The 18,382-nt window shown below is 70.9% G+C and carries 17 protein-coding genes; 2 read left to right on the top strand and 15 right to left on the bottom strand.

Annotation, left to right across the window (positions count from 1 at the left end; all coding sequences use genetic code 11):
* Positions 1–10 precede the first annotated feature (10 nt).
* From ACXR8F_RS00325 to ACXR8F_RS00365, 9 genes are all read right to left on the bottom strand, one after another.
* The gene (locus tag ACXR8F_RS00325) at positions 11–1,384 is read right to left on the bottom strand and encodes an aldehyde dehydrogenase family protein (protein WP_458798311.1); all 1,374 of its coding nucleotides are present in this window, start codon (positions 1,382–1,384) and stop codon (positions 11–13) included.
* The gene (locus tag ACXR8F_RS00330) at positions 1,381–2,748 is read right to left on the bottom strand and encodes a glutamine synthetase family protein (protein WP_458798312.1); all 1,368 of its coding nucleotides are present in this window, start codon (positions 2,746–2,748) and stop codon (positions 1,381–1,383) included. The genes ACXR8F_RS00325 and ACXR8F_RS00330 overlap by 4 nt, the downstream gene beginning before the upstream one ends.
* A 67-nt stretch (positions 2,749–2,815) precedes the next feature.
* The gene (locus ACXR8F_RS00335) at positions 2,816–3,559 is read right to left on the bottom strand and encodes a FadR/GntR family transcriptional regulator (RefSeq protein WP_458798313.1); all 744 of its coding nucleotides are present in this window, start codon (positions 3,557–3,559) and stop codon (positions 2,816–2,818) included.
* Between the two features lies 1 nt (position 3,560).
* The gene (locus ACXR8F_RS00340) at positions 3,561–5,075 is read right to left on the bottom strand and encodes an amino acid permease (RefSeq protein ID WP_458798314.1); all 1,515 of its coding nucleotides are present in this window, start codon (positions 5,073–5,075) and stop codon (positions 3,561–3,563) included.
* A 138-nt stretch (positions 5,076–5,213) separates the two neighbouring features.
* Entirely contained in the window at positions 5,214–5,438 is a 225-nt protein-coding gene (locus ACXR8F_RS00345) for an HAD family hydrolase (protein WP_458798818.1), read from the bottom strand.
* Positions 5,351–6,043: an HAD family hydrolase gene (locus tag ACXR8F_RS00350; RefSeq protein WP_458798315.1), complete on the bottom strand. Its 693-nt coding sequence runs from the start codon at positions 6,041–6,043 to the stop codon at positions 5,351–5,353. Before ACXR8F_RS00350 ends, ACXR8F_RS00345 begins: the two co-directional genes overlap by 88 nt.
* Before the next feature lie 4 nt (positions 6,044–6,047).
* Positions 6,048–7,145: a branched-chain amino acid aminotransferase gene (locus ACXR8F_RS00355; RefSeq protein WP_458798316.1), complete on the bottom strand. Its 1,098-nt coding sequence runs from the start codon at positions 7,143–7,145 to the stop codon at positions 6,048–6,050.
* A 268-nt stretch (positions 7,146–7,413) separates the two neighbouring features.
* On the bottom strand, positions 7,414–8,478 hold the full coding sequence (locus ACXR8F_RS00360) for a 3-isopropylmalate dehydrogenase (protein ID WP_045191607.1): 1,065 nt from the start codon (positions 8,476–8,478) through the stop codon (positions 7,414–7,416).
* Between the two features lie 118 nt (positions 8,479–8,596).
* Positions 8,597–8,677, bottom strand: coding sequence for a 3-isopropylmalate dehydrogenase (locus tag ACXR8F_RS00365; RefSeq protein WP_081633825.1), 81 nt, complete (start codon positions 8,675–8,677; stop codon positions 8,597–8,599).
* A 334-nt stretch (positions 8,678–9,011) separates the two neighbouring features.
* Here ACXR8F_RS00365 and ACXR8F_RS00370 point away from each other — a divergent pair, with 334 nt between their 5' ends.
* On the top strand, positions 9,012–10,367 hold the full coding sequence (locus ACXR8F_RS00370; RefSeq protein WP_458798317.1) for an AI-2E family transporter: 1,356 nt from the start codon (positions 9,012–9,014) through the stop codon (positions 10,365–10,367).
* Positions 10,368–10,380: 13 nt separating this feature from the next.
* On the opposite strand, the gene ACXR8F_RS00375 is transcribed toward ACXR8F_RS00370, so the two are convergent.
* From ACXR8F_RS00375 to serA, 3 genes are all read right to left on the bottom strand, one after another.
* The gene (locus ACXR8F_RS00375) at positions 10,381–11,181 is read right to left on the bottom strand and encodes an ABC transporter permease subunit (RefSeq protein ID WP_045191606.1); all 801 of its coding nucleotides are present in this window, start codon (positions 11,179–11,181) and stop codon (positions 10,381–10,383) included.
* The gene (locus tag ACXR8F_RS00380) at positions 11,171–12,082 is read right to left on the bottom strand and encodes an ABC transporter ATP-binding protein (protein WP_458798318.1); all 912 of its coding nucleotides are present in this window, start codon (positions 12,080–12,082) and stop codon (positions 11,171–11,173) included. The genes ACXR8F_RS00375 and ACXR8F_RS00380 overlap by 11 nt, the downstream gene beginning before the upstream one ends.
* Positions 12,083–12,169: 87 nt before the next feature.
* A complete protein-coding gene (gene serA, locus ACXR8F_RS00385) occupies positions 12,170–13,753 on the bottom strand; it encodes a phosphoglycerate dehydrogenase (protein ID WP_458798319.1) in 1,584 nt (527 codons plus the stop codon).
* Between the two features lie 258 nt (positions 13,754–14,011).
* Here serA and ACXR8F_RS00390 point away from each other — a divergent pair, with 258 nt between their 5' ends.
* Positions 14,012–14,776 carry an SDR family oxidoreductase gene (locus ACXR8F_RS00390; protein WP_458798320.1) on the top strand — a complete coding sequence of 255 codons (765 nt, stop codon included), beginning with the start codon at positions 14,012–14,014 and terminating at the stop codon, positions 14,774–14,776.
* Positions 14,777–14,857: 81 nt separating this feature from the next.
* On the opposite strand, the gene ilvC is transcribed toward ACXR8F_RS00390, so the two are convergent.
* Genes ilvC through ACXR8F_RS00405 form a run of 3 tightly spaced genes read right to left on the bottom strand, consistent with a single transcriptional unit; the run spans position 14,858 to position 18,320 of the window.
* Complete coding sequence (gene ilvC, locus ACXR8F_RS00395) at positions 14,858–15,886, bottom strand: ketol-acid reductoisomerase (RefSeq protein WP_045191602.1); 1,029 nt, start codon at positions 15,884–15,886, stop codon at positions 14,858–14,860.
* A 56-nt stretch (positions 15,887–15,942) separates the two neighbouring features.
* The gene (gene ilvN / locus ACXR8F_RS00400) at positions 15,943–16,455 is read right to left on the bottom strand and encodes an acetolactate synthase small subunit (RefSeq protein ID WP_458798321.1); all 513 of its coding nucleotides are present in this window, start codon (positions 16,453–16,455) and stop codon (positions 15,943–15,945) included.
* A 2-nt stretch (positions 16,456–16,457) separates the two neighbouring features.
* A complete protein-coding gene (locus ACXR8F_RS00405) occupies positions 16,458–18,320 on the bottom strand; it encodes an acetolactate synthase large subunit (RefSeq protein WP_458798322.1) in 1,863 nt (620 codons plus the stop codon).
* Positions 18,321–18,382: the final 62 nt, after the last annotated feature.

Below are 18,382 nucleotides of genomic sequence, written 5' to 3' on the forward strand. Positions count from 1 at the left end.
TGCGGATCGGTCAGTCCGTCGAGATGAAGACGTTCTTGACGTCGGTGAACGCCTCGAGGGCGTCCGGCCCCAGCTCGCGGCCGATGCCGCTCTGCTTGAAGCCTCCGAACGGCGTCGAGTAGCGCACGCTGCTGTGCGAGTTCACCGACAGGTTGCCGGCCTCGACGCCGCGCGCGACGCGCAGACCGCGCCCGAGGTCGCGGGTCCAGATGGAGCCCGAGAGGCCGTATGCCGTGTCGTTGGCCTTGGCGACCGCGTCGGCCTCGTCGTCGAACGGGAGCACGGCGACGACCGGACCGAAGACTTCCTCCTGCCACACGGGGTCGCTCGTCGACCGAGGCAGCACCACGGTCGGCGCGTACCAGTAGCCGGCCCCCTCCGGGGCGCTCCCGCGGAAGGCCACGTCGACGCCGTCGGCGGCACCCTCGACGTAGGCGCTGACCCGGTCGTGCTGGTCGGCGCTGATGAGCGGGCCCATCTCGGCGGCTTCGTCGCGCGGGTCGGTCACGACGACGCCGCGCACCGCGGTCTCGAAGTGCTCCATGAAGCGGTCGAAGGCGCTGCGCTCGACGAGGATGCGGCTGCGGGCGCAGCAGTCCTGCCCGGCGTTGTCGAAGACGGCATACGGGGCGCGGGCGGCAGCGAGCTCGAGGTCGGAGTCGGCGAAGACGATGTTGGCGCTCTTGCCGCCCAGCTCGAGGGTGACCCGTTTGACCTGGTCGGCGGCCCCGCGCATGATCCGCTGGCCCACCGCCGTCGAACCGGTGAAGCAGACCTTGCGCACGACCGGATGCGTGACGAACCGCTCGCCGACGACCGACCCCTTGCCCGGCACGACCGTGAAGACCCCCTCGGGGATGCCTGCCTCGAGGGCCAGCTCGCCGAGCCGCATCGCGGTGAGCGGGGTGAGCTCGGCCGGCTTGAGCACCACCGTGTTGCCGGCGGCGAGCGCCGGCGCGAAACCCCAGCCCGCGATGGGCATCGGGAAGTTCCACGGCACGATGATGCCGACGACACCGAGCGGCTCACGGAAGGTGACGTCGATGCCGCCGGCCACCGGGATCTGGCGGCCGAAGTTCCGCTCGGGTGCGGCCGAGTAGTAGGCGAGCACGTCGCGCACGTTGCCGGCCTCCCACCGCGCGTTGCCGATCGTGTGCCCGGCGTTCTCGACCTCGAGCCGAGCGAGCTCCTCCTGGTGCTCGCCGACGAGGTCGGAGAAGCGGCGCAGCAGCAGCCCACGGTCGGCCGGCGCGACGGCCCGCCAGCCCTCGCTCGCCGCCGAGGCCCGGGCGAGCGCCGCATTCGTCTCCTCCACGGTGGCGAGCTCGACGCTGCGGACGAGCTGCTCGGTGGCCGGGTTGATGACGTCGTGCGTGGTGGTCACAGTCGCTCGAATCCTCTCCTGCGCTCCCAGTCGGTGACGGCGGCGTTGAAGGCCGTGATCTCGACGTCGGCTGCGTTGACGTAGTGGTCGACGACCTCGTCGCCGAAGGCCGCCCGCGCGACCGCCGATCCGGCGAGCAGGTCGCGCGCCTCCTGCAGCGTCGAGGGCACGTGGGGCTTGTCGGACGTGTAGGCGTTGCCCTCGAGGGCGGGCTCGAGCTCGAGCTCCTGCTCGATACCGTGCAGCCCTCCCGCGAGCATGGCGGCGACGGCGAGGTACGGGTTGAGGTCGCCGCCACCCACGCGGTTCTCCACGCGCAGGGCCGGGCCGTGGCCGACGACGCGCAGGGCGCACGTGCGGTTGTCACGCCCCCAGGCGACGGCCGTGGGCGCGAAGCTTGCGGAGGCAAAACGCTTGTAGGAGTTGATGTTCGGCGCGTAGAAGTAGGTGAGCTCGCGCTGGGTGGCCAGGATGCCTGCGAGGAAATGCTCGAACATCACACTGTGGCCGTGCTCGCGCTCGTCGTCGGCGAAGACGGTCTCGCCGTCGAGCCCGCGCAGCGACAGGTGGATGTGGCAGGAGCTGCCCTCGCGCTGGTCGAACTTGGCCATGAAGGTGATCGACTGCCCGTGGTGGCCGGCGATCTCCTTGGCCGCGTTGCGGTAGACCACGTGGTTGTCGCAGGTGCGGACGGCCTCGTCGAAGAGGAAGCCGATCTCGTGCTGCCCGTAGTTGCACTCACCCTTCGCGCTCTCGACGACCGCCCCGGCGGCATACATCTCGTTGCGGATCTCGCGCAGCAGCGGCTCGACGCGGTCACCGCCGAGGATCGAGTAGTCGACGTTGTAGCGGTTGGCCGGGGTGAGACCCGTGTAGCCGGCGTCCCAGGCCTGCTCGTAGGACTCCTGGAACACGATGAACTCGAGCTCGGTGCCGCAGTGGGCCGCCATCCCCATGGCTGCAGCGCGCTCGACCTGGGCCTTGAGCACCGACCGCGGCGACTGCACCACCGGGCCGCTGCCGTCGAGCCAGGTGAGGTCGCACTGCACCGTCGCGGAGTGCGGTGTGCCCGGGGTGCGGCGGAGGGTGTCGAGGTCGAGGTCGAAGAACATGTCGCCGTAGCCGCGCTCCCACGAGGAGATGGCGTAGCCGTCGACGGTGTTCATGTCGACGTCGACGGCGAGCAGGTAGTTGCAGCCCTCGGTGCCGTCCTCGAGCACGTGGTCGAGGAAGTAGTGCCCGTGCAGGCGCTTGCCCTGCAACCGGCCCTGCATGTCGGTGAAGGCCACGACGACCGTGTCGATCGTGCCGTCCTCGATCTCCGACCGGAGCTCGTCGAGGGTGAACCTCGGTGGTGCGCCCATGCTGTCGCCTCTCCTGCTGTCCGAAGTGTGCGTGAAACCGCTGTCGTTCCGTACCCGCTCGTGCCTGCTACCCGATGAGGCCCCGCAGGAGTGCCGACGTCGCGTCGCAGTGCTCCTCCATCACGGCGCGGGCCCGGTCCGAGTCGCCCGTGAGGATGGCGTGGACGACGCGGTCGTGCTGGTCGTTGGAGTGCTCGATGTTGCGCCGGAGCACCGGGATCGCCATGAGCATCTCGTGGATCGCGGCCTGCGACCTCGTGACGGCGTCCACGAGGAGCGGCGAGCCGGACAGGGTGGCGATCGCGAGGTGGAGCCGCGAGTCGGCGACCCGGTGCGCTGCAGGGTCCTCCGCCTCGCCGACGGCCCGGAGGCTGTCGGTGAGCCACGCCCGCTGGTCGGCCGCGAGCGTACGAGTCGCCGCCAGCCAGGCGGCTCCCGGCTCGACCACGCGACGGAAGTCCAGCGCGTCTGCCATGGCGGCGGGGCTGCGCACGAACGACCGCGCGGTCGAGGGAGGCGGCTCCGCGGCATACGTCACCCGCGTGCCACCCCCTCGTCCGCGCCGCGTCGTGACCAGGCCGGACTCGCGGAGGGCGGCGATGGCCTCGCGCAGCGTGTTGCGTCCGATGCCGAGCCGCTCGGCGAGCTCGCGCTCGGGCGGGAGCTGCTCGCCGTCGGCGAGCACGCCGAGGCGGATCGCGCGGGCCAGCTGCTCGACGGCGTGCTCGAACGCGTTGCCGGCCGCCGGCCTCAGCACCGCCTCCGGCCACGCCGCGAGCCCGGCTGACGACTCTCCACCGACCGGCTCCATGTCAGCCGAAGATCTCCGCCGCCGGCTTGGTGTCGTGGCCACCGGGGACGTCGCGCATGAAGTGCTTGCGCCCGCCGACGAACCACGTCACCGTCGAGAACACGAGCACCGCGACGACCGCCACCGGCGCGTAGTTGAACGTGCTCACCGTGATCGGGCTCGCGGGCGGCAGCATGAAGAGCACGACGATGAACGCCACCCACACCACCGAGATCCAGCCGATCGGCGCGCTCCACCGGCCGAGGTTCCACCGGCCCGGGGTGAAGTCCGGGTTGGTGCGCCGGAGGAAGACGGGCACGACGTACGCGATGTAGAGGCCGATGACGGCGATCGAGGTGACGGCGAGGTAGGCGGTCGTCGAGACGAGCGCCGGTGACGCGAGGACGACGGAGCACACGACGCACAGCCAGATCGAGTTCGTCGGCGTGCCCGTGCGCGGGTTGACCTGCGCCCACAGACGAGAGCCGGGGAGCGCGTTGTCGCGGGAGAACGCGTACGACATGCGCGAGTTGGCGGTCACCGAGGCCATCCCGCAGAAGAACTGGGCGACGGCGCAGATGAAGAGCAGGAAGATGCCGAGCGAGCGACCCGCCGCGTCGATGAAGATCTGGGCCGGGGGCAGGCCGATGTCGGTCGTGAGCGCGCCCTCGTAGTCCTGGATGGCGGCGGTGACCGCGACGAGCAGCACCCAGCCGGCGAGGATCGAGACCCACACGCTGCGCACGATGCCCTTGGGCGCCTCGACCGACGCGTTCTTCGTCTCCTCGGCGACGTGGGCCGACGCGTCGAAGCCGGTGTAGGTGTACTGCGCCATGAGCAGGCCGATGAGGAAGGCGTAGAACGGCGCTCCCCAGCCGGTGCGGTTCTCGAAGTGGGTGAACGTCCACGAGAGGTCCTGGTGCTTGTCGGGCACGATGACGAGCACGCCGACGATGATGGCGACACCGGCGAGGTGCCACCACGCGCTGACGTTGGACAGGAGCTTGACCAGGTTGACGCCGAACGTGTTGAGCAGGCCGTGGAGCACGATGATGACGAGGAAGGCGACGAAGGTGGAGCCGGCCGTCACCTGCAGGTCGAACACGAGGCTGAGCAGGGCCATCCACGTCACGGCGGCTCCGTAGTCGATGGCAGCCGTGACCGCCACCTCGCCGAGGAAGTTGAACCAGCCGACGTACCAGGCCCAGACGCGCTTGTTGCGGCGCGCGAGACGGCCCGCCCAGAAGTAGAGGCCGCCCGCCGTCGGGTAGACCGAGCAGACCTCGGCCATCGCGAGCGCCACGCAGAGGACGAAGGCGCCGACGAGTGGCCAGCCGATGGAGATGGCGATCGGGCCGCCGGCGTTCATCGCGATGAGGTAGCTGGTGATGCAGCCCGCGAGGATGGAGATGATCGAGAAGGAGACGGCGAAGTTCGAGAAGCCCGACATGCCGCGGTGGAGCTCCTGCTTGTAGCCGAGCGCAGCGAGGGCCGCCTCGTCGTCGTGCTCGTGCCCCTTGGAGGTGTCGACAGCCATGCGCACTACCTCTCAAAACATCATGCGGCGGACCTTTGTCGCCGCTGCGAGTGATGCCTCGCATCCAATACCCGCGCAGGGAAGGCCGTCAATGGTTCCCCACAGAACCTTTACGACGGATTCCGAAGGTCGAGATCGTCAGCCGGGTCGGCCGATGGCCCGCTCCAGCGTCACGGCCACACCGTCGTCGTCGTTGCCGGGGCAGGTGCGGTCGGCGGCCTCGAGCAGGGTCGGGTGCGCGTTGGCCACGGCCCACCCGACGCCCGCCCACCTGATCATCGGCAGGTCGTTGGGCATGTCACCGAAGGCCCAGACGTCGGCGGCCCCGATGCCGAGCCGGGTCGCCCACCGCTCGAGCGCGATCGCCTTGGTGACGCCGGGGCGTTGATCTCGGCGAGCCCGAACGCGCCGGAGAAGTGCAGGTGGCCGCGGTCGCCGACGACCTCCTCGACGGTGGAGAGGAACTCCTCGAGCGGCACCTCGTCGGTGACGGCCAGGAGCTTGCCCACCGGCTCGGCCGCGATCCCGGCGAGGGGACCGTGGGCAGCGCCGGGATCGCGGGTGTCGTCGTGCGGGTCGGGGTAGCCGGGTCCCAGGTAGGGGCCGCTCGCCCGCTCGGCGAGGAAGGCGACCGACGGCAGCGCCGCGCTGAGGTCGGTCACGATCGACTCCACCGCGCCGGCCTGGAAGCAGTGCGTCTCGAGCAGGCGCCGGCCGGCCACCTCGTAGACGAACGCCCCGTTGCCGCAGATCGCGACGCCGCGCGGGCCGACGACGTGCTCGAGGTCGTGCAGCCACCGCGGCGGACGCGCGGTGACGAGCACCGTCTCGATGCCGGCCTCGTCGGCGGCCGCCCACACCGCCCGGGTGCGCTCCGACACCGAGCCGTCGGAGCGCAGCAGGGTTCCGTCGAGGTCGGTCGCGACGAGGCGCGGCCGCGACGGCGCTGGGTCCCCCGCCGCGCCCACCGGGTCAGACGAGACGGGTGAGCCAGCCGTGGGCGTCCTCGGCACGGCCGTACTGGATGTCGAGGAGCTTGCTGCGGATCGCCTCGGCGTAGCGGTCCTCGTGACCGTCGCGGCGGTGGTCGACCGACCCGCCGTCCCAGCGCAGCTCGCCCACCGGGGTGACGACGGCGGCGGTGCCGCACGCGAAGATCTCGACGATGTCGCCGCTGGCCGCGCCCTCCTTCCACTCCTCGATGGGGATGCGGCGCTCCTCGGGCTCGAGGTCGAGCTCCTTGGCGATCTCGAGGATGGAGCTGCGGGTGACGCCCTCGAGGATCGTGCCCGTGAGCTCCGGGGTGATGATGCGCCCGTCCTTCGTCACGAGGAACAGGTTCATCCCGCCGAGCTCCTCGATGTACGTGTGCGTCGAGGAGTCGAGGAAGACGGCCTGGTCGCAGCCGTGGTCGATGCCCTCGAGCTGCCCGGCGAGCGAGCTCGCGTAGTTGCCACCGCACTTCGCCGCGCCCGTGCCGCCCTCGCCGGCGCGGGCGTAGTCGGTCGAGATCCACAGGGTGACCGGCTTGAGGCCGCCCGAGAAGTACGCGCCGGCGGGCGAGGCGATGACGGAGTAGGTGACCTGCTGGGCCGGCCGCACGCCGAGGAACGCCTCGGAGGCGAACATGAAGGGGCGCAGGTAGAGGCTCTTCTCCCCCGCGTCGCCGGCGGGCACCCAGGCCTGGTCGACGGAGACGAGCTGCCGCAGCGACTCGATGAAGTCGGCCTCGGGCAGCACGGGGAGTGCGAGGCGGCGGGCCGAGCGGGCGAACCGCGCGGCGTTGGCCTCGGGGCGGAAGGTCCAGATCGAGCCGTCCGCGTGGCGGTAGGCCTTCATGCCCTCGAAGATCTCCTGGGCGTAGTGGAGCACCGCCGCCGCGGGGTCGAGCTGGAAGGGGCCGTAGGGCCTGACCTGCGCGTCGGCCCAGCCGCCGTCGGCGGTCCAGGTGGCGACGACCATGTGGTCGGTGAACGTCTTGCCGAAGCCGGGGTTCTCGAGGATCTCGGCGATGCGCTCGGGCGAGGTGGCGTCGTCGCGGCGCGTCACCTCGAAGGACAGCTGGGACATGACAAACCTCCATGGAGCGAAATCAGCGGTGATCCGACGTCAGGCTATCGCCCACATCGTGAGATGACACAGCCGCCCCGGACGCCGCACCGGACGGCGTCCGGGCGTGTCCTCCGCGGGTTTCGGTCGCGTACGCAGGGCACGCCGCGCGTGCGGGCCGGCCGCCCGCGTACGGGGCAGTCGGCCGCGTACGGGGCAGTCACCGCGTACGCGGCATGGACCCGCGTGCGAGCAGCGGGTCAGCCGGGCGTATGCCGGGTCGTGCGCGTCAGAGACGACCGACCACGGCGTCGCCGACGGCGGCGGTGCTGCGTACGACATCCCCACGGTCCGCGAGGTCCGCGGCCACGGCGGCGTCGACGCGCGCGGCCTCGGCGTCGAGCCCGAGGTGGGCGAGCAGCATGCCGACCGAGAGGATCGCGGCGGTGGGGTCGGCCTTGGACTGGCCGGCGATGTCGGGGGCCGAGCCGTGCACCGGCTCGAACATGCTCGGGGTCGTGCGGGCCGGGTTGATGTTGCCCGATGCGGCGAGTCCGATGCCGCCGGCGATCGCAGCGGCGATGTCGGTGAGGATGTCGCCGAAGAGGTTGTCGGTGACGATGACGTCGAACCGGCCGGGGTCGGTGGCCATGAAGATCGTCGCGGCGTCGACGTGCTGGTATGCCGTCTCGACCTCGGGGAACTCGACACCGACCTCCTCGACCGTGCGGCGCCACAGGTGGCCGGCATGGGTGAGGACGTTGTGCTTGTGCACGAGGGTCAGGTGCTTGCGCGGCCGGGCCTGGGCGCGCGCGAAGGCGTCGCGGACGACGCGCTCGACGCCGAAGCGGGTGTTGACGCTGACCTCGGTCGCGATCTCTGCGGGAGTGCCGACTCGCAGGGCCCCGCCGTTGCCGACGTAGGGACCCTCGGTGCCCTCGCGCACGACGACGAAGTCGATGCCGTCGGGGGCGACGCGGGCGACGTCGAGCGGGCTGGCCACTCCGGGGAAGAGCTTGGCCGGGCGCAGGTTGACGTAGTGGTCGAGGGCGAACCGCAGCGGGAGCAGCACGCCGCGCTCGAGCACACCGCTCGGGACCGTCGGGTCGCCGATGGCGCCGAGGAGGATCGCGTCGTGCCCGCGCAGCTCCTCGAGCACCGAGTCGGGCAGCGTCTCGCCGGTGGCGTGCCATCGGCGGGCGCCGAGGTCGTAGTCCGTCGTCGCGAACTTCGGACCACCCGAGCCGGTGACGGCGTCGAGCACCTTCAGGCCCTCGGCGACGACCTCGGGACCGATGCCGTCACCGCCGATCACGGCGATCGAGTAGGCGTCCTTGACCTGCATCTCTCCCATGCCGTCAGCGTAGAACCCGTCTTGTGATGTGGAACGTGCGTCTCATTCTCTGGTCGCACGGCGAAGGCCCCCGCCCAACTGGGGCGGGGGCCTTCGACGTCCGGCGCGAGACCGGAGATCAGTCCTCGGTGTGGCCCTGGTCGCGCAGGTCCATGGACTCCTGCAGTGCCTGACGGGCTGCCTTGGCGTCTTCGCTCATGGTGATCACGTCTTTCGAGTTGCCTTGCTGTTGGTGGTCTCAGGTGGCTCCAGCCCGGGTGGGCGAACCAAGTCAGCACGAGGGTGCGCGGGATCTCCGCGGCGAGGTGCTGACTACCTGGACTCGCCGCGGCGGGGAATAAGTACGACCTGCCGCGTCATGCAATTCACGGTACGCCGGGCTACCCACGGGTAAAGGGGGTTTCCACAAGATGAGACGCGGTGTCCACCATTCGTGCGGACGGCTGGGCGCCGCGTGTCGCGGGTCACGCCGACGTCGGCATGCAGGCCGCGACCTCCCCCGCTTGCCGCGCGAGGGACCGTAGGCTCGCCGCGTGAGCGCCCACCAGCCCGACTCGCACGCCGCCGCCCCGAACGAGCCGCACGTTCACCACGCCGCTGCGCACGACGCACACGACCGGCACGACGCGCACGACCGGCACGACGCGCACGACCGGCACGACGCGCACGACCGGCACGGCCGCCACGCGGTCCCGGGGGTGCCGTTCGACGACGAGGCACGATGGATCGCCGTGACCCCGGGCAATGCGCGGCGCGTCACGATCATCGTCCTCAGCGCGGTGGTCCTGCTGTCGATCGCGACCTGGGCCTTCCACGCGCTGGCGAGCTTCCTCTTCCTGCTCCTGCTCGCGTGGCTCGTCTCCATCGCCATGGAGCCGGTCGTGCTCTGGCTCGCGTCCCGGGGCATGAAGCGCGGGCTGGCGACCGGGCTCACGATGCTCGGCGTGCTGCTGCTCTTCGCCGCGCTCGCCGAGCTCTTCGGGCAGGTCTTCGTCTCGCAGGTGTCGGAGCTCGGCACCCAGCTGCCGGGCGCCGTGACCTCGGCCATCAACTGGGTCAACTCGACGTTCGGCACGACGTTCGACCTCGACCAGGTGCGCCAGGCCCTGAACCTCACGCCCGACAAGCTCGGGGAGCTCGCGGGCCGCTACGGCGGCGGCATCGTCGGCATCTTCGGCTCGCTGTTCACCTTCCTCTTCGACAGCCTGACGATCCTCGTCTTCGCCTACTACCTCTCCGCCGACAGTCCGCGGCTGCGCCAGACCATCGGCTCGTGGCTGCCCCAGCGCTACCAGCGCGTCTTCATCACGGTGTGGACCATCTCGGTCGAGAAGACCGGCGGCTACGTGGTCTCGAAGCTGGTCCTGGCCGCGCTCTCCGCCGTCTTCCACGCCTCGTTCTTCTGGGTCATCGACGTGCCGTTCTGGCTGCCCCTCGGCGTCTTCGCCGGCATCGTCGGACAGTTCATCCCGACGATCGGCACCTACATCGGCGTCGCGCTCCCCGCCCTCTTCGCCGTGCTCGACAAGCCCATCAACGCCGTGTGGATCGCGGTCTTCGCCACCATCTACCAGCAGCTCGAGAACTACGTCTTCACACCGCGCATCAGCCGCCGGACGATGGACGTCCACCCCGCCGTGGCGCTGGGCTCGGTGATCGCGGGGGCTGCCCTCTTCGGTGCCATCGGCGCCCTCATCGGCATCCCGATCGCCGCGGTGGCCCTCGCGATCATCGACACCTTCAGCAGACGACACGACCTCGTCCCCGAGCTCGCCGAGCTCGACACGTCGGACGACGAGCCGGATGACGACGAACCCGGCGACGAACCCGGCGACGAACCCGACGGTGCCGGACCCGGCGGTCACGACCCGGGGCGCAGGTCCGCCTGAAGGAAAGCATTGCTCACGAGGCCACGTCACGCCGGTCGAACGCCACCGCCGCGACGACGACGAGCACGACGACCGTCGCGACGGCCACCCCGACCGAGACCCACGAGACGCCCTGCCGCAGGGGGTCGTGGGCGGCGTACTGGTAGAAGGGCGACAGCTTCTGCAGCGGCCGCAGCCAGTCGACGAGACCGCCGAGCCCGTTGACGACGTAGCCGACGACCGCGAGGAGCACCGGGACCGCGCGGCTCAGGGCGAGCCGGCCGGTCCCGGCGCCCACCGCGAGCGCCAGGGCGCCGAAGACGAGACCCAGCAGGGCGAGGTGGAGCATCGCCGCGGCGACGTGCCCCACCGGCAGGTCGAGGTCCACGAGAGCCCCCTCGGCGACGAGCGCCACCCCGAGCAGCGCGCAGAGCCCGACGGTGCCGACCACCATGGCGATCGCCTTGTCGACGACGATCCGCGTCCGCGGGGTGGGAGTGCCGAGGAGCAGGTCGAGGGTGCCCCGGTCCTCCTCGCCGGCCACGGCGGACGAGCCGGCGGCGACGGCATACAGGAGCACGAGCAGCGGACCCATGAACGAGAGCAGCTCGATCTGGATGTAGCCGACGGGCGTCGACATGTCGGCACCTGACATCGCGAAGAGGTTGCGGAGCGCCTCGGGCATCTGGTCGAGGAAGTCCTGCATCGAGGGCTGGCGCCGGATGCTCGGCCAGAGGGCGACGTACATCGCCACCACGAGCAGGACCCCCGCGCACCACGCAGGGTACGAACGCCGTTGGTCGTACAGGGTCTTGCGGAGCACGTCATGCAGCATCCGGACCTCCTGCGGCCGCGTAGTACGCGAGGAAGGTCTCCTCCAGCTCGGCCTCGGTGCACGTGAGGTCGACGACCGGGTGACGGGCGACCAGCTTGAGCAGCGGGTCGAGGGCGGACTGCGGTGCGTCGCAGCGCAGCACGCCGTCCTCGAGGCGGACGTCACGCACCCCGGGCAGCGCCTCGAACTGCTCGACTCGGACGGGGCCCTCGAGCTGGGCCTCGACGTGGTGAAGGGACTTGGCACGCAGCGCGTCCAGCTCCTCCACTGCCACGACCCGACCTGCGCTCAGCACGCCGATCCGGGTCGCGACGCGCTGCACCTCGCTGAGCACGTGGGAGCTGAGCAGCACCGTGCCTCCCCGCGCCGAGTGTTCCGCGAGCAGGGCATGGAACTCCCGCTGGACCAAGGGGTCCAGGCCGCTGGACGGCTCGTCGAGGACCAGCAGCTCGGGTTGGCCCATGAGGGCGAGCACCAGGGCCAGCTTCTGGCGGTTGCCCCGTGACAGCTCACGAGTGGGTCGGCGCAGGTCGAGGTCGAGCCGCTCCGCGAGCTTCGTCGCGACGGAGGGCCGTCCGAGCCCCCGCAGGTTCCCGAGGTAGTCGACGTGGTCCCGTCCGCTCAGGCGGGGGTAGAGGGCCACGTCCCCGGGCACGTAGCCGACCCTGCGGTGCACCTCGTCGCGGCGTCGCCACGCATCGAGCCCGAGGACCTCGACTCGTCCGGTGCTGCAGCGGGTCAGGCCCATGAGCAGGCGGAGGGTGGTCGTCTTGCCTGCGCCGTTCGGTCCGAGGTAGCCGAAGACCTCGCCCTCGAGCACGTCGAGGTCGACGCCGCGCAGCGCCTCGGTGTCACCGAAGCGCTTGGTGACGCCCTCACAGCCAACGACCGGCGGCCCCATGTCTCGACCGTCCCAGTCGGGCCGCTCGCCCGGCAGGGCCGAAAGACCTCACCCGCAAGACCTCACCTCGGTGCGGGTGGAGGCACGTCAGTCCTGCAGGTCGACGACCGAGAACGTCTTGGCCTCCACCACGTCGGACAGCTCGGCCGCCAGCGATGGGGGCACGGCGCTGTCGACGTTGAGGACACCGATCGCGCGGTCGTGCTGGCGCGAGACCTGCATGCCACCGATGTTGATGTCGGCGTCGCCGAGGATGCGACCGATGTTGCCGATGACGCCGGGCCGGTCGGAGTACTCGAAGACGAGCATGTGCTCGGTGAGCGGCACCTCGAGGTCGTAGCCGTTGACGCCGACGAGCTTCTCCACCATCTTCGGGCCGGTGAGAGTGCCGGAGACCGAGACGACGGTGCCGTCGGCGAGCGTGCCGCGCAGGGTCGTGACGTTGCGGAAGTCCCCCGAGTCGGGGTCGGTCACGAGGCGCACCACGCATCCCCGCTGCTCGGCGAACACCGGGGCGTTGACATAGGTCACGGGGTCCTCGACGACGTCGGTGAACAGGCCCTTGAGCGCGACCAGCTTCCACACGCTGACGTCGTGCTCGGTGATCTCGCCGCGCACGTCGACGTCGAGCTGGGTCGGGACGCTGCCCGCGACCGCGGTGAACATCCGCCCGAGCTTCTCGACGAGCGGGATGCCGGGGCGCACCTCCTCGGCGATGAAGCCGCTGCTCACGTTGACGGCGTCCGGCACGAGCTCGCCGCCGAGCGCCAGGCGCACCGACCGCGCGACCGCGATGCCGGCCTTCTCCTGGGCCTCCTCGGTCGAGGCCCCCAGGTGGGGCGTGACGACGACCGACTCGTGCTCGAACAGCGGCGACTCGGTGGTCGGCTCGGTGGCGAAGACGTCGATGCCGGCACCCGCGACGCGCCCCTCGGCGATGGCACGGGCGAGGGCGGCCTCGTCGACGATGCCGCCGCGGGCGGCGTTGACGATGCGCACCGTCGGCTTGACCTTCGCCAGCGCCTCCTCGCCGATGAGGCCCAGGGTCTCGGGCGTCTTGGGCAGGTGGATCGTGATGAAGTCGGACTGGGCCAGCAGCTCGTCGAGGCCGACGAGGTGGGCCCCGAGCTGCCCGGCCTTCGCCGGTGATGCGTAGGGGTCGTAGGCCACGATCCTCATGCCGAAACCCTTGAGCCGCTCGGCCACGAGGGCCCCGATACGGCCGAGGCCGACGACGCCGACGGTCTTGTCGAGCAGCTCGACGCCGGAGTACTTGCTGCGCTTCCAGGCGCCGGCCTTGAGCGACTGGTTCGCCGGGGCGATGTTGCGGGCGGTGGCGAGGAGCAGGCCCACCGCCAGCTCGGCGGCCGAGGTGATGTTCGAGGTCGGCGCGTTGACGACCATGACGCCGGCCCGCGTCGCCGCCGGTACGTCCACGTTGTCGAGGCCGACCCCCGCGCGGGCGATGACCTTGAGCCGCCTGGCAGCAGCGATGGCCTCGGCGTCCATCCTCGTCGCCGAGCGGATCAGGACGGCGTCGACGTCGACGAGGGCAGGGAGCAGCGCGTCGCGGTCGGCCCCGTCGACCGAACGCACCTCGAAGTCGGGGCCCAGGGCCTCGATCGTCGCCGGCGACAGCTCTTCTGCGATGAGGACAACGGGCTTGCTCACAGGAGGTTCCCTTTCCGAGGCGGAGCGGCGGGGGTGCCATGGAGGGCAAGGGCCGGGTCCGTCGTCGTCGCGGGCCGTCGCGGGCCGTCTACGGCACCGCGGCGTGCCGTCGGCGAGTCTAGGGGCTGGCGTGTCGCAAATCACGGACCGTAACCACAATGTGAACGACGCCGTGGCCACCGTCGCACGTCTTGGCCACTGGACGCCCGGTCCCGTATGCCGGGACGCCGGCCACGCGCGCGGGCTACCGTGGGTGCCGTGCGAGTCGTCGTGACGGGTGGAGCGGGAGACCTCGGAGCCCGTGTCGTGGAGCAGGTCCGCCGGCGGGGCCACGAGGCCGTGCCCGTGAGCCGCCGCACCGGCGTCGACCTCAGCAGCGGGGCGGGGCTCGACGCGGCGCTCCGGGGAGCCGACGTCGTCGTGCACTGCGCCGACGACACCTCGGCGGGTGATGCCGTGACGGTCTACGGAACCCGGCGCCTCGCGGAGGCCGCTGCGGCGGGCGGACTGCACCTCGTGCACATCTCGATCGTCGGCATCGACGAGGTCCCGATGCGCTACTACCAGCGCAAGCTCCGGGCAGAGCAGGCCATCGCTGCCGCCGGAGGACCCGCCACCGTGCTGCGAGCGACCCAGTTCCACTCTCTCGCAGCGTTCTTCGCGCGGGTGCTGACGTTCGGGCCCGTCGCGCTCACCTTCGGGGACCTGGCCTTCCAGCCGGTCGACACCGACCACGTGGCCACACGCCTGACCGACCTGGCCCTCGGCGCCCGCCCTCCGGCATACGCGCGTGCGGGCGACCTGGCGGGTCCCGACGTCCTCACGGTCGGGGAGCTCGCAACGCTCGTGCGCGCCCACCGCGGCGCGTCGGCGCCCCGAGTCGTCCACCTGCCCGCGGTGGGACCGGTGCTGAAGGCGATGGCGCGCGGCCGCAACCTGCCGGCGGCATCGGCCGCTCAGACGGGTGGGCGCTCCTTCGCGGCCTGGCTCGCCGAGCAGCCTGCCAGGCTCACCGGGCGCTGAGCGCCCTCCGCGCCCCCACGCACGGCGACGGCCGGCCACCCCACGAACGGGTGACCGACCGCCGAGCCGTGCGGGTGAGGGTCAGCGCGCGGCCGAGCCCTCCGTGTAGTCCGAGTCGGTCTGCTTGACCCATGCCATCAGCTTGCGCAGCTCGCGACCGGTGGCCTCGATGGGGTGCTGGGCGCCCTTCTCGCGCAGGGCCTTGAACTCCGGGGCGCCGGCGTCCTGGTCGTCGATGAAGCGCTTGGCGAACGCGCCGTTCTGGATGTCGCCCAGGACGGCCTTCATGTTCTCCTTGACGTGCGGGTCGATGACGCGCGGCCCCGACACGTAGTCGCCGTACTCGGCAGTGTCGGACACCGACCAGCGCTGCTTCGCGATGCCGCCCTCGATCATGAGGTCGACGATGAGCTTGAGCTCGTGCAGGCACTCGAAGTAGGCGACCTCGGGCTGGTAGCCGGCCTCGACGAGGGTCTCGAAGCCGTACATGACGAGCTGGCTCGCGCCGCCGCAGAGCACCGCCTGCTCGCCGAACAGGTCGGTCTCGGTCTCCTCGGTGAACGTCGTCTTGATGCCGCCGGCGCGCAGGCCGCCGATCGCCTTGCCGTAGGCCTTGGCGAGGTCCCACGCGGTGCCGGACGCATCCTGCTCAACGGCGAGGAGCACGGGCACCCCACGGCCGTCGGCGAACTCGCGGCGCACGATGTGACCGGGCCCCTTGGGGGCCACCATGAGCACGTCGGCGTCGGCCTCGGGCTTGATGTAGCCGAAGCGGATGTTGAAGCCGTGCCCGAAGAGCAGGGCGGCGCCGTCCTTGAGGTTCGGCTGGATGTCGTTCGCGTACACGGTCCGCTGCACCTGGTCGGGCGTGAGGATGACGACGAGGTCGGCCTCCTTGACGGCGTCGGCGACCGAGGACACGGCGAGTCCCTCGGCCTCGGCCTTCGCCCTGCTCTTGCTGCCCTCGGCGAGGCCGACGCGCACGTCGACCCCGGAGTCGCGAAGGTTGAGCGCGTGGGCGTGGCCCTGGCTGCCGTAGCCGATGACGGCGACCTTCTTGCCCTGGATGATCGACAGGTCGGCGTCGTCGTCGTAGAACATCTCGGCCATGGTGGCCTTCTCCTTCTGCTGGGTGTGCGGTGCGGTGTGCTGGTGGGTCTGGGGGGTCAGGCGCTGCGCAGGCTGCGGTCGGTGATCGAGCGCGAGCCGCGTCCGACGGCGACCATGCCCGACTGGACGAGCTCCTTGATGCCGAACGGCTCGAGGACGTCGAGCAGGGCGCGGAGCTTGTCGGAGTTGCCGGTCGCCTCGACGACGACGGCGTCGGTGGTCACGTCCACGACCTTGGCCTTGAACAGCTGGATCGTGTCGATGACCTGGCTGCGGGTCGCCGCGTCGGCGCGGACCTTGACGAGGACGATCTCGCGCTGGACCGACGCGTGCGGGTCGAGCTCGACGACCTTGAGCACCTCGATCAGCTTGTTGAGCTGCTTCGTCACCTGCTCGAGGGCGGCTCCCTCGACCTCGACGACGACCGTGATGCGCGAGATCTCGGGCAGCTCGGTGGGGCCGACCGCGAGCGAGTTGATGTTGAAGCCCCGGCGCGAGAAGAGCGCCGCCACGCGGGTCAGGACGCCCGGCTTGTCCTCGACGAGCACCGACAGGGTGTGCTTGCTCATGCTCAGTCCTCCCGCTCCCAGACCGGCGCCTCGTGGCGGGCGGCCTGGATCATGTCGTTGCTGACGCCCGCCGGGACCATGGGCCACACCATGGCGTCGCGGTGGACGATGAAGTCGATGACGACCGGTCGGTCGTTGGTCTCGAGCGCCTGCTTGATGACGGCGTCGACCTCCTCGGGCGTCTCGGCGCGCAGGCCGAGGCAGCCGTAGGCGTCCGCGAGCTTGACGAAGTCGGGCACCCGCTGCTCGGTCGGCTGCAGGTTGGTGTTGGAGTAGCGCTCGTTGTAGAAGAGCGTCTGCCACTGCCGCACCATGCCGAGCGAGCTGTTGTTGATGATCGCGACCTTGATCGGGATGTTGTTGACGACGCAGGTGGCGAGCTCCTGGTTGGTCATCTGGAAGCAGCCGTCGCCGTCGATGGCCCAGACGGTGCGCTCGGGCTCGGCGACCTTGGCGCCCATGGCCGCCGGCACCGAGAAGCCCATGGTCCCGAGGCCTCCCGAGTTGATCCACGCGTTGGGGCGCTCGTACTGCACGAACTGCGCGGCCCACATCTGGTGCTGCCCGACCCCCGCGACGTAGGTCGCCTCGGGCCCGGAGAGCGCACCGATGCGCTCGATCACGTACTGCGGCGAGAGGGTGCCGTCCTCGCTCTCGGTCCACCCGAGCGGGAAGGTCGCCTTCCACTCGGCGACGCGCTCGCGCCAGGCCGTGTAGTCCCACGAGCCGCTCTCGGCGGTGGCGCGGTCGAGGGTGACCTGCTCGATGAGGTCCTTGATGACCTCGCCGGCGTCGCCCACGATCGGCACATCGGCGACCCGGTTCTTCGAGATCTCGGCGGGGTCGATGTCGGCATGGATCACCTTGGCGTCAGGGGCGAAGGTCGACAGCTGACCGGTCACCCGGTCGTCGAAGCGCGCGCCCAGCGCGATGATCAGGTCGGACTTCTGCAGACCGGTCACGGCGGCGACGGTGCCGTGCATGCCGGGCATGCCGAGGTTGAGCGGGTTGCTGTCGGGCACCGTGCCACGCGCCATGAGCGTCGTGACGACCGGGATCTGCGTCAGCTCGACGAGCCGGCGCAGCGCCTCGCTGGCGCCCGAGCGCACGACGCCGCCACCGACGTAGAGGACCGGCCGCTTGGCGGCCGCCATGAGACGGGACGCCTCGCGGATCTGCTTGCCGTGCGGGCGCAGCACGGGCCGGTAGCCGGGCAGGTCGATCTGCGGGGGCCAGCTGAATGTCGTGCGGGACTGGAGCGCGTCCTTGCTGATGTCGACGAGCACGGGGCCCGGACGGCCGGTGCTCGCGACGTGGAAGGCCTCCGCGATCGCCTGCGGGATCTTCGCGGGGTCGGTGACGAGATAGTTGTGCTTGGTGATCGGCATCGTGATGCCGCGGATGTCGGCCTCCTGGAACGCGTCGGTGCCGATGGCGGCGCTCGCGACCTGACCGGTGATCGCGACGACCGGGACGGAGTCCATGTGGGCGTCGGCGAGCGGCGTCACGAGGTTGGTCGCACCGGGACCGGACGTCGCCATGCAGACACCGACCTTGCCGGTGGCCGCCGCGTAGCCCTCGGCCGCGTGACCGGCGCCCTGCTCGTGGCGCACGAGGATGTGCCGGACCTTCTTCGAGTCGAGCATCGGGTCGTAGGCCGGGAGGATCGCACCGCCCGGGATGCCGAAGACCGTGTCGCAGCCGATGGCCTCGAGGGAGAGTACGAGCGCCTGTGCCCCGGTGACCTCGAGAGCCTGGACGGCCGCCGGTGCCGGCTCGACCGGCTTGCCGTCGGCGGCGGGTCGGGGACGGGCCAGGGAGGCCACGTCAGCGGGCGAGGGCGCCTGCTTGGTCGTGTCGCTCACGATCTCTTCCTTGTCTCGAGCACTCGTCGTCCTGCGGATGTCCTGCTGTCTCGGGCTGACTC

The organism is Terrabacter sp. AAH1 (genome assembly GCF_054456855.1).

What these genes read in the sequence shown, in the direction of transcription:
- ACXR8F_RS00330 (WP_458798312.1), bottom strand. Translation starts at nt 2,748, where the DNA reads ATGGGCGCACCACCGAGGTTCACCCTCGACGAGCTCCGGTCGGAGATC.
- ACXR8F_RS00335 (WP_458798313.1), bottom strand. Translation starts at nt 3,559, where the DNA reads ATGGAGCCGGTCGGTGGAGAGTCGTCAGCCGGGCTCGCGGCGTGGCCG.
- ACXR8F_RS00340 (WP_458798314.1), bottom strand. Translation starts at nt 5,075, where the DNA reads ATGGCTGTCGACACCTCCAAGGGGCACGAGCACGACGACGAGGCGGCC.
- ACXR8F_RS00355 (WP_458798316.1), bottom strand. Translation starts at nt 7,145, where the DNA reads ATGTCCCAGCTGTCCTTCGAGGTGACGCGCCGCGACGACGCCACCTCG.
- ACXR8F_RS00360 (WP_045191607.1), bottom strand. Translation starts at nt 8,478, where the DNA reads ATGGGAGAGATGCAGGTCAAGGACGCCTACTCGATCGCCGTGATCGGC.
- ACXR8F_RS00365 (WP_081633825.1), bottom strand. Translation starts at nt 8,677, where the DNA reads ATGAGCGAAGACGCCAAGGCAGCCCGTCAGGCACTGCAGGAGTCCATG.
- ACXR8F_RS00375 (WP_045191606.1), bottom strand. Translation starts at nt 11,181, where the DNA reads ATGCTGCATGACGTGCTCCGCAAGACCCTGTACGACCAACGGCGTTCG.
- ACXR8F_RS00380 (WP_458798318.1), bottom strand. Translation starts at nt 12,082, where the DNA reads ATGGGGCCGCCGGTCGTTGGCTGTGAGGGCGTCACCAAGCGCTTCGGT.
- ilvC (WP_045191602.1), bottom strand. Translation starts at nt 15,886, where the DNA reads ATGGCCGAGATGTTCTACGACGACGACGCCGACCTGTCGATCATCCAG.
- ilvN (WP_458798321.1), bottom strand. Translation starts at nt 16,455, where the DNA reads ATGAGCAAGCACACCCTGTCGGTGCTCGTCGAGGACAAGCCGGGCGTC.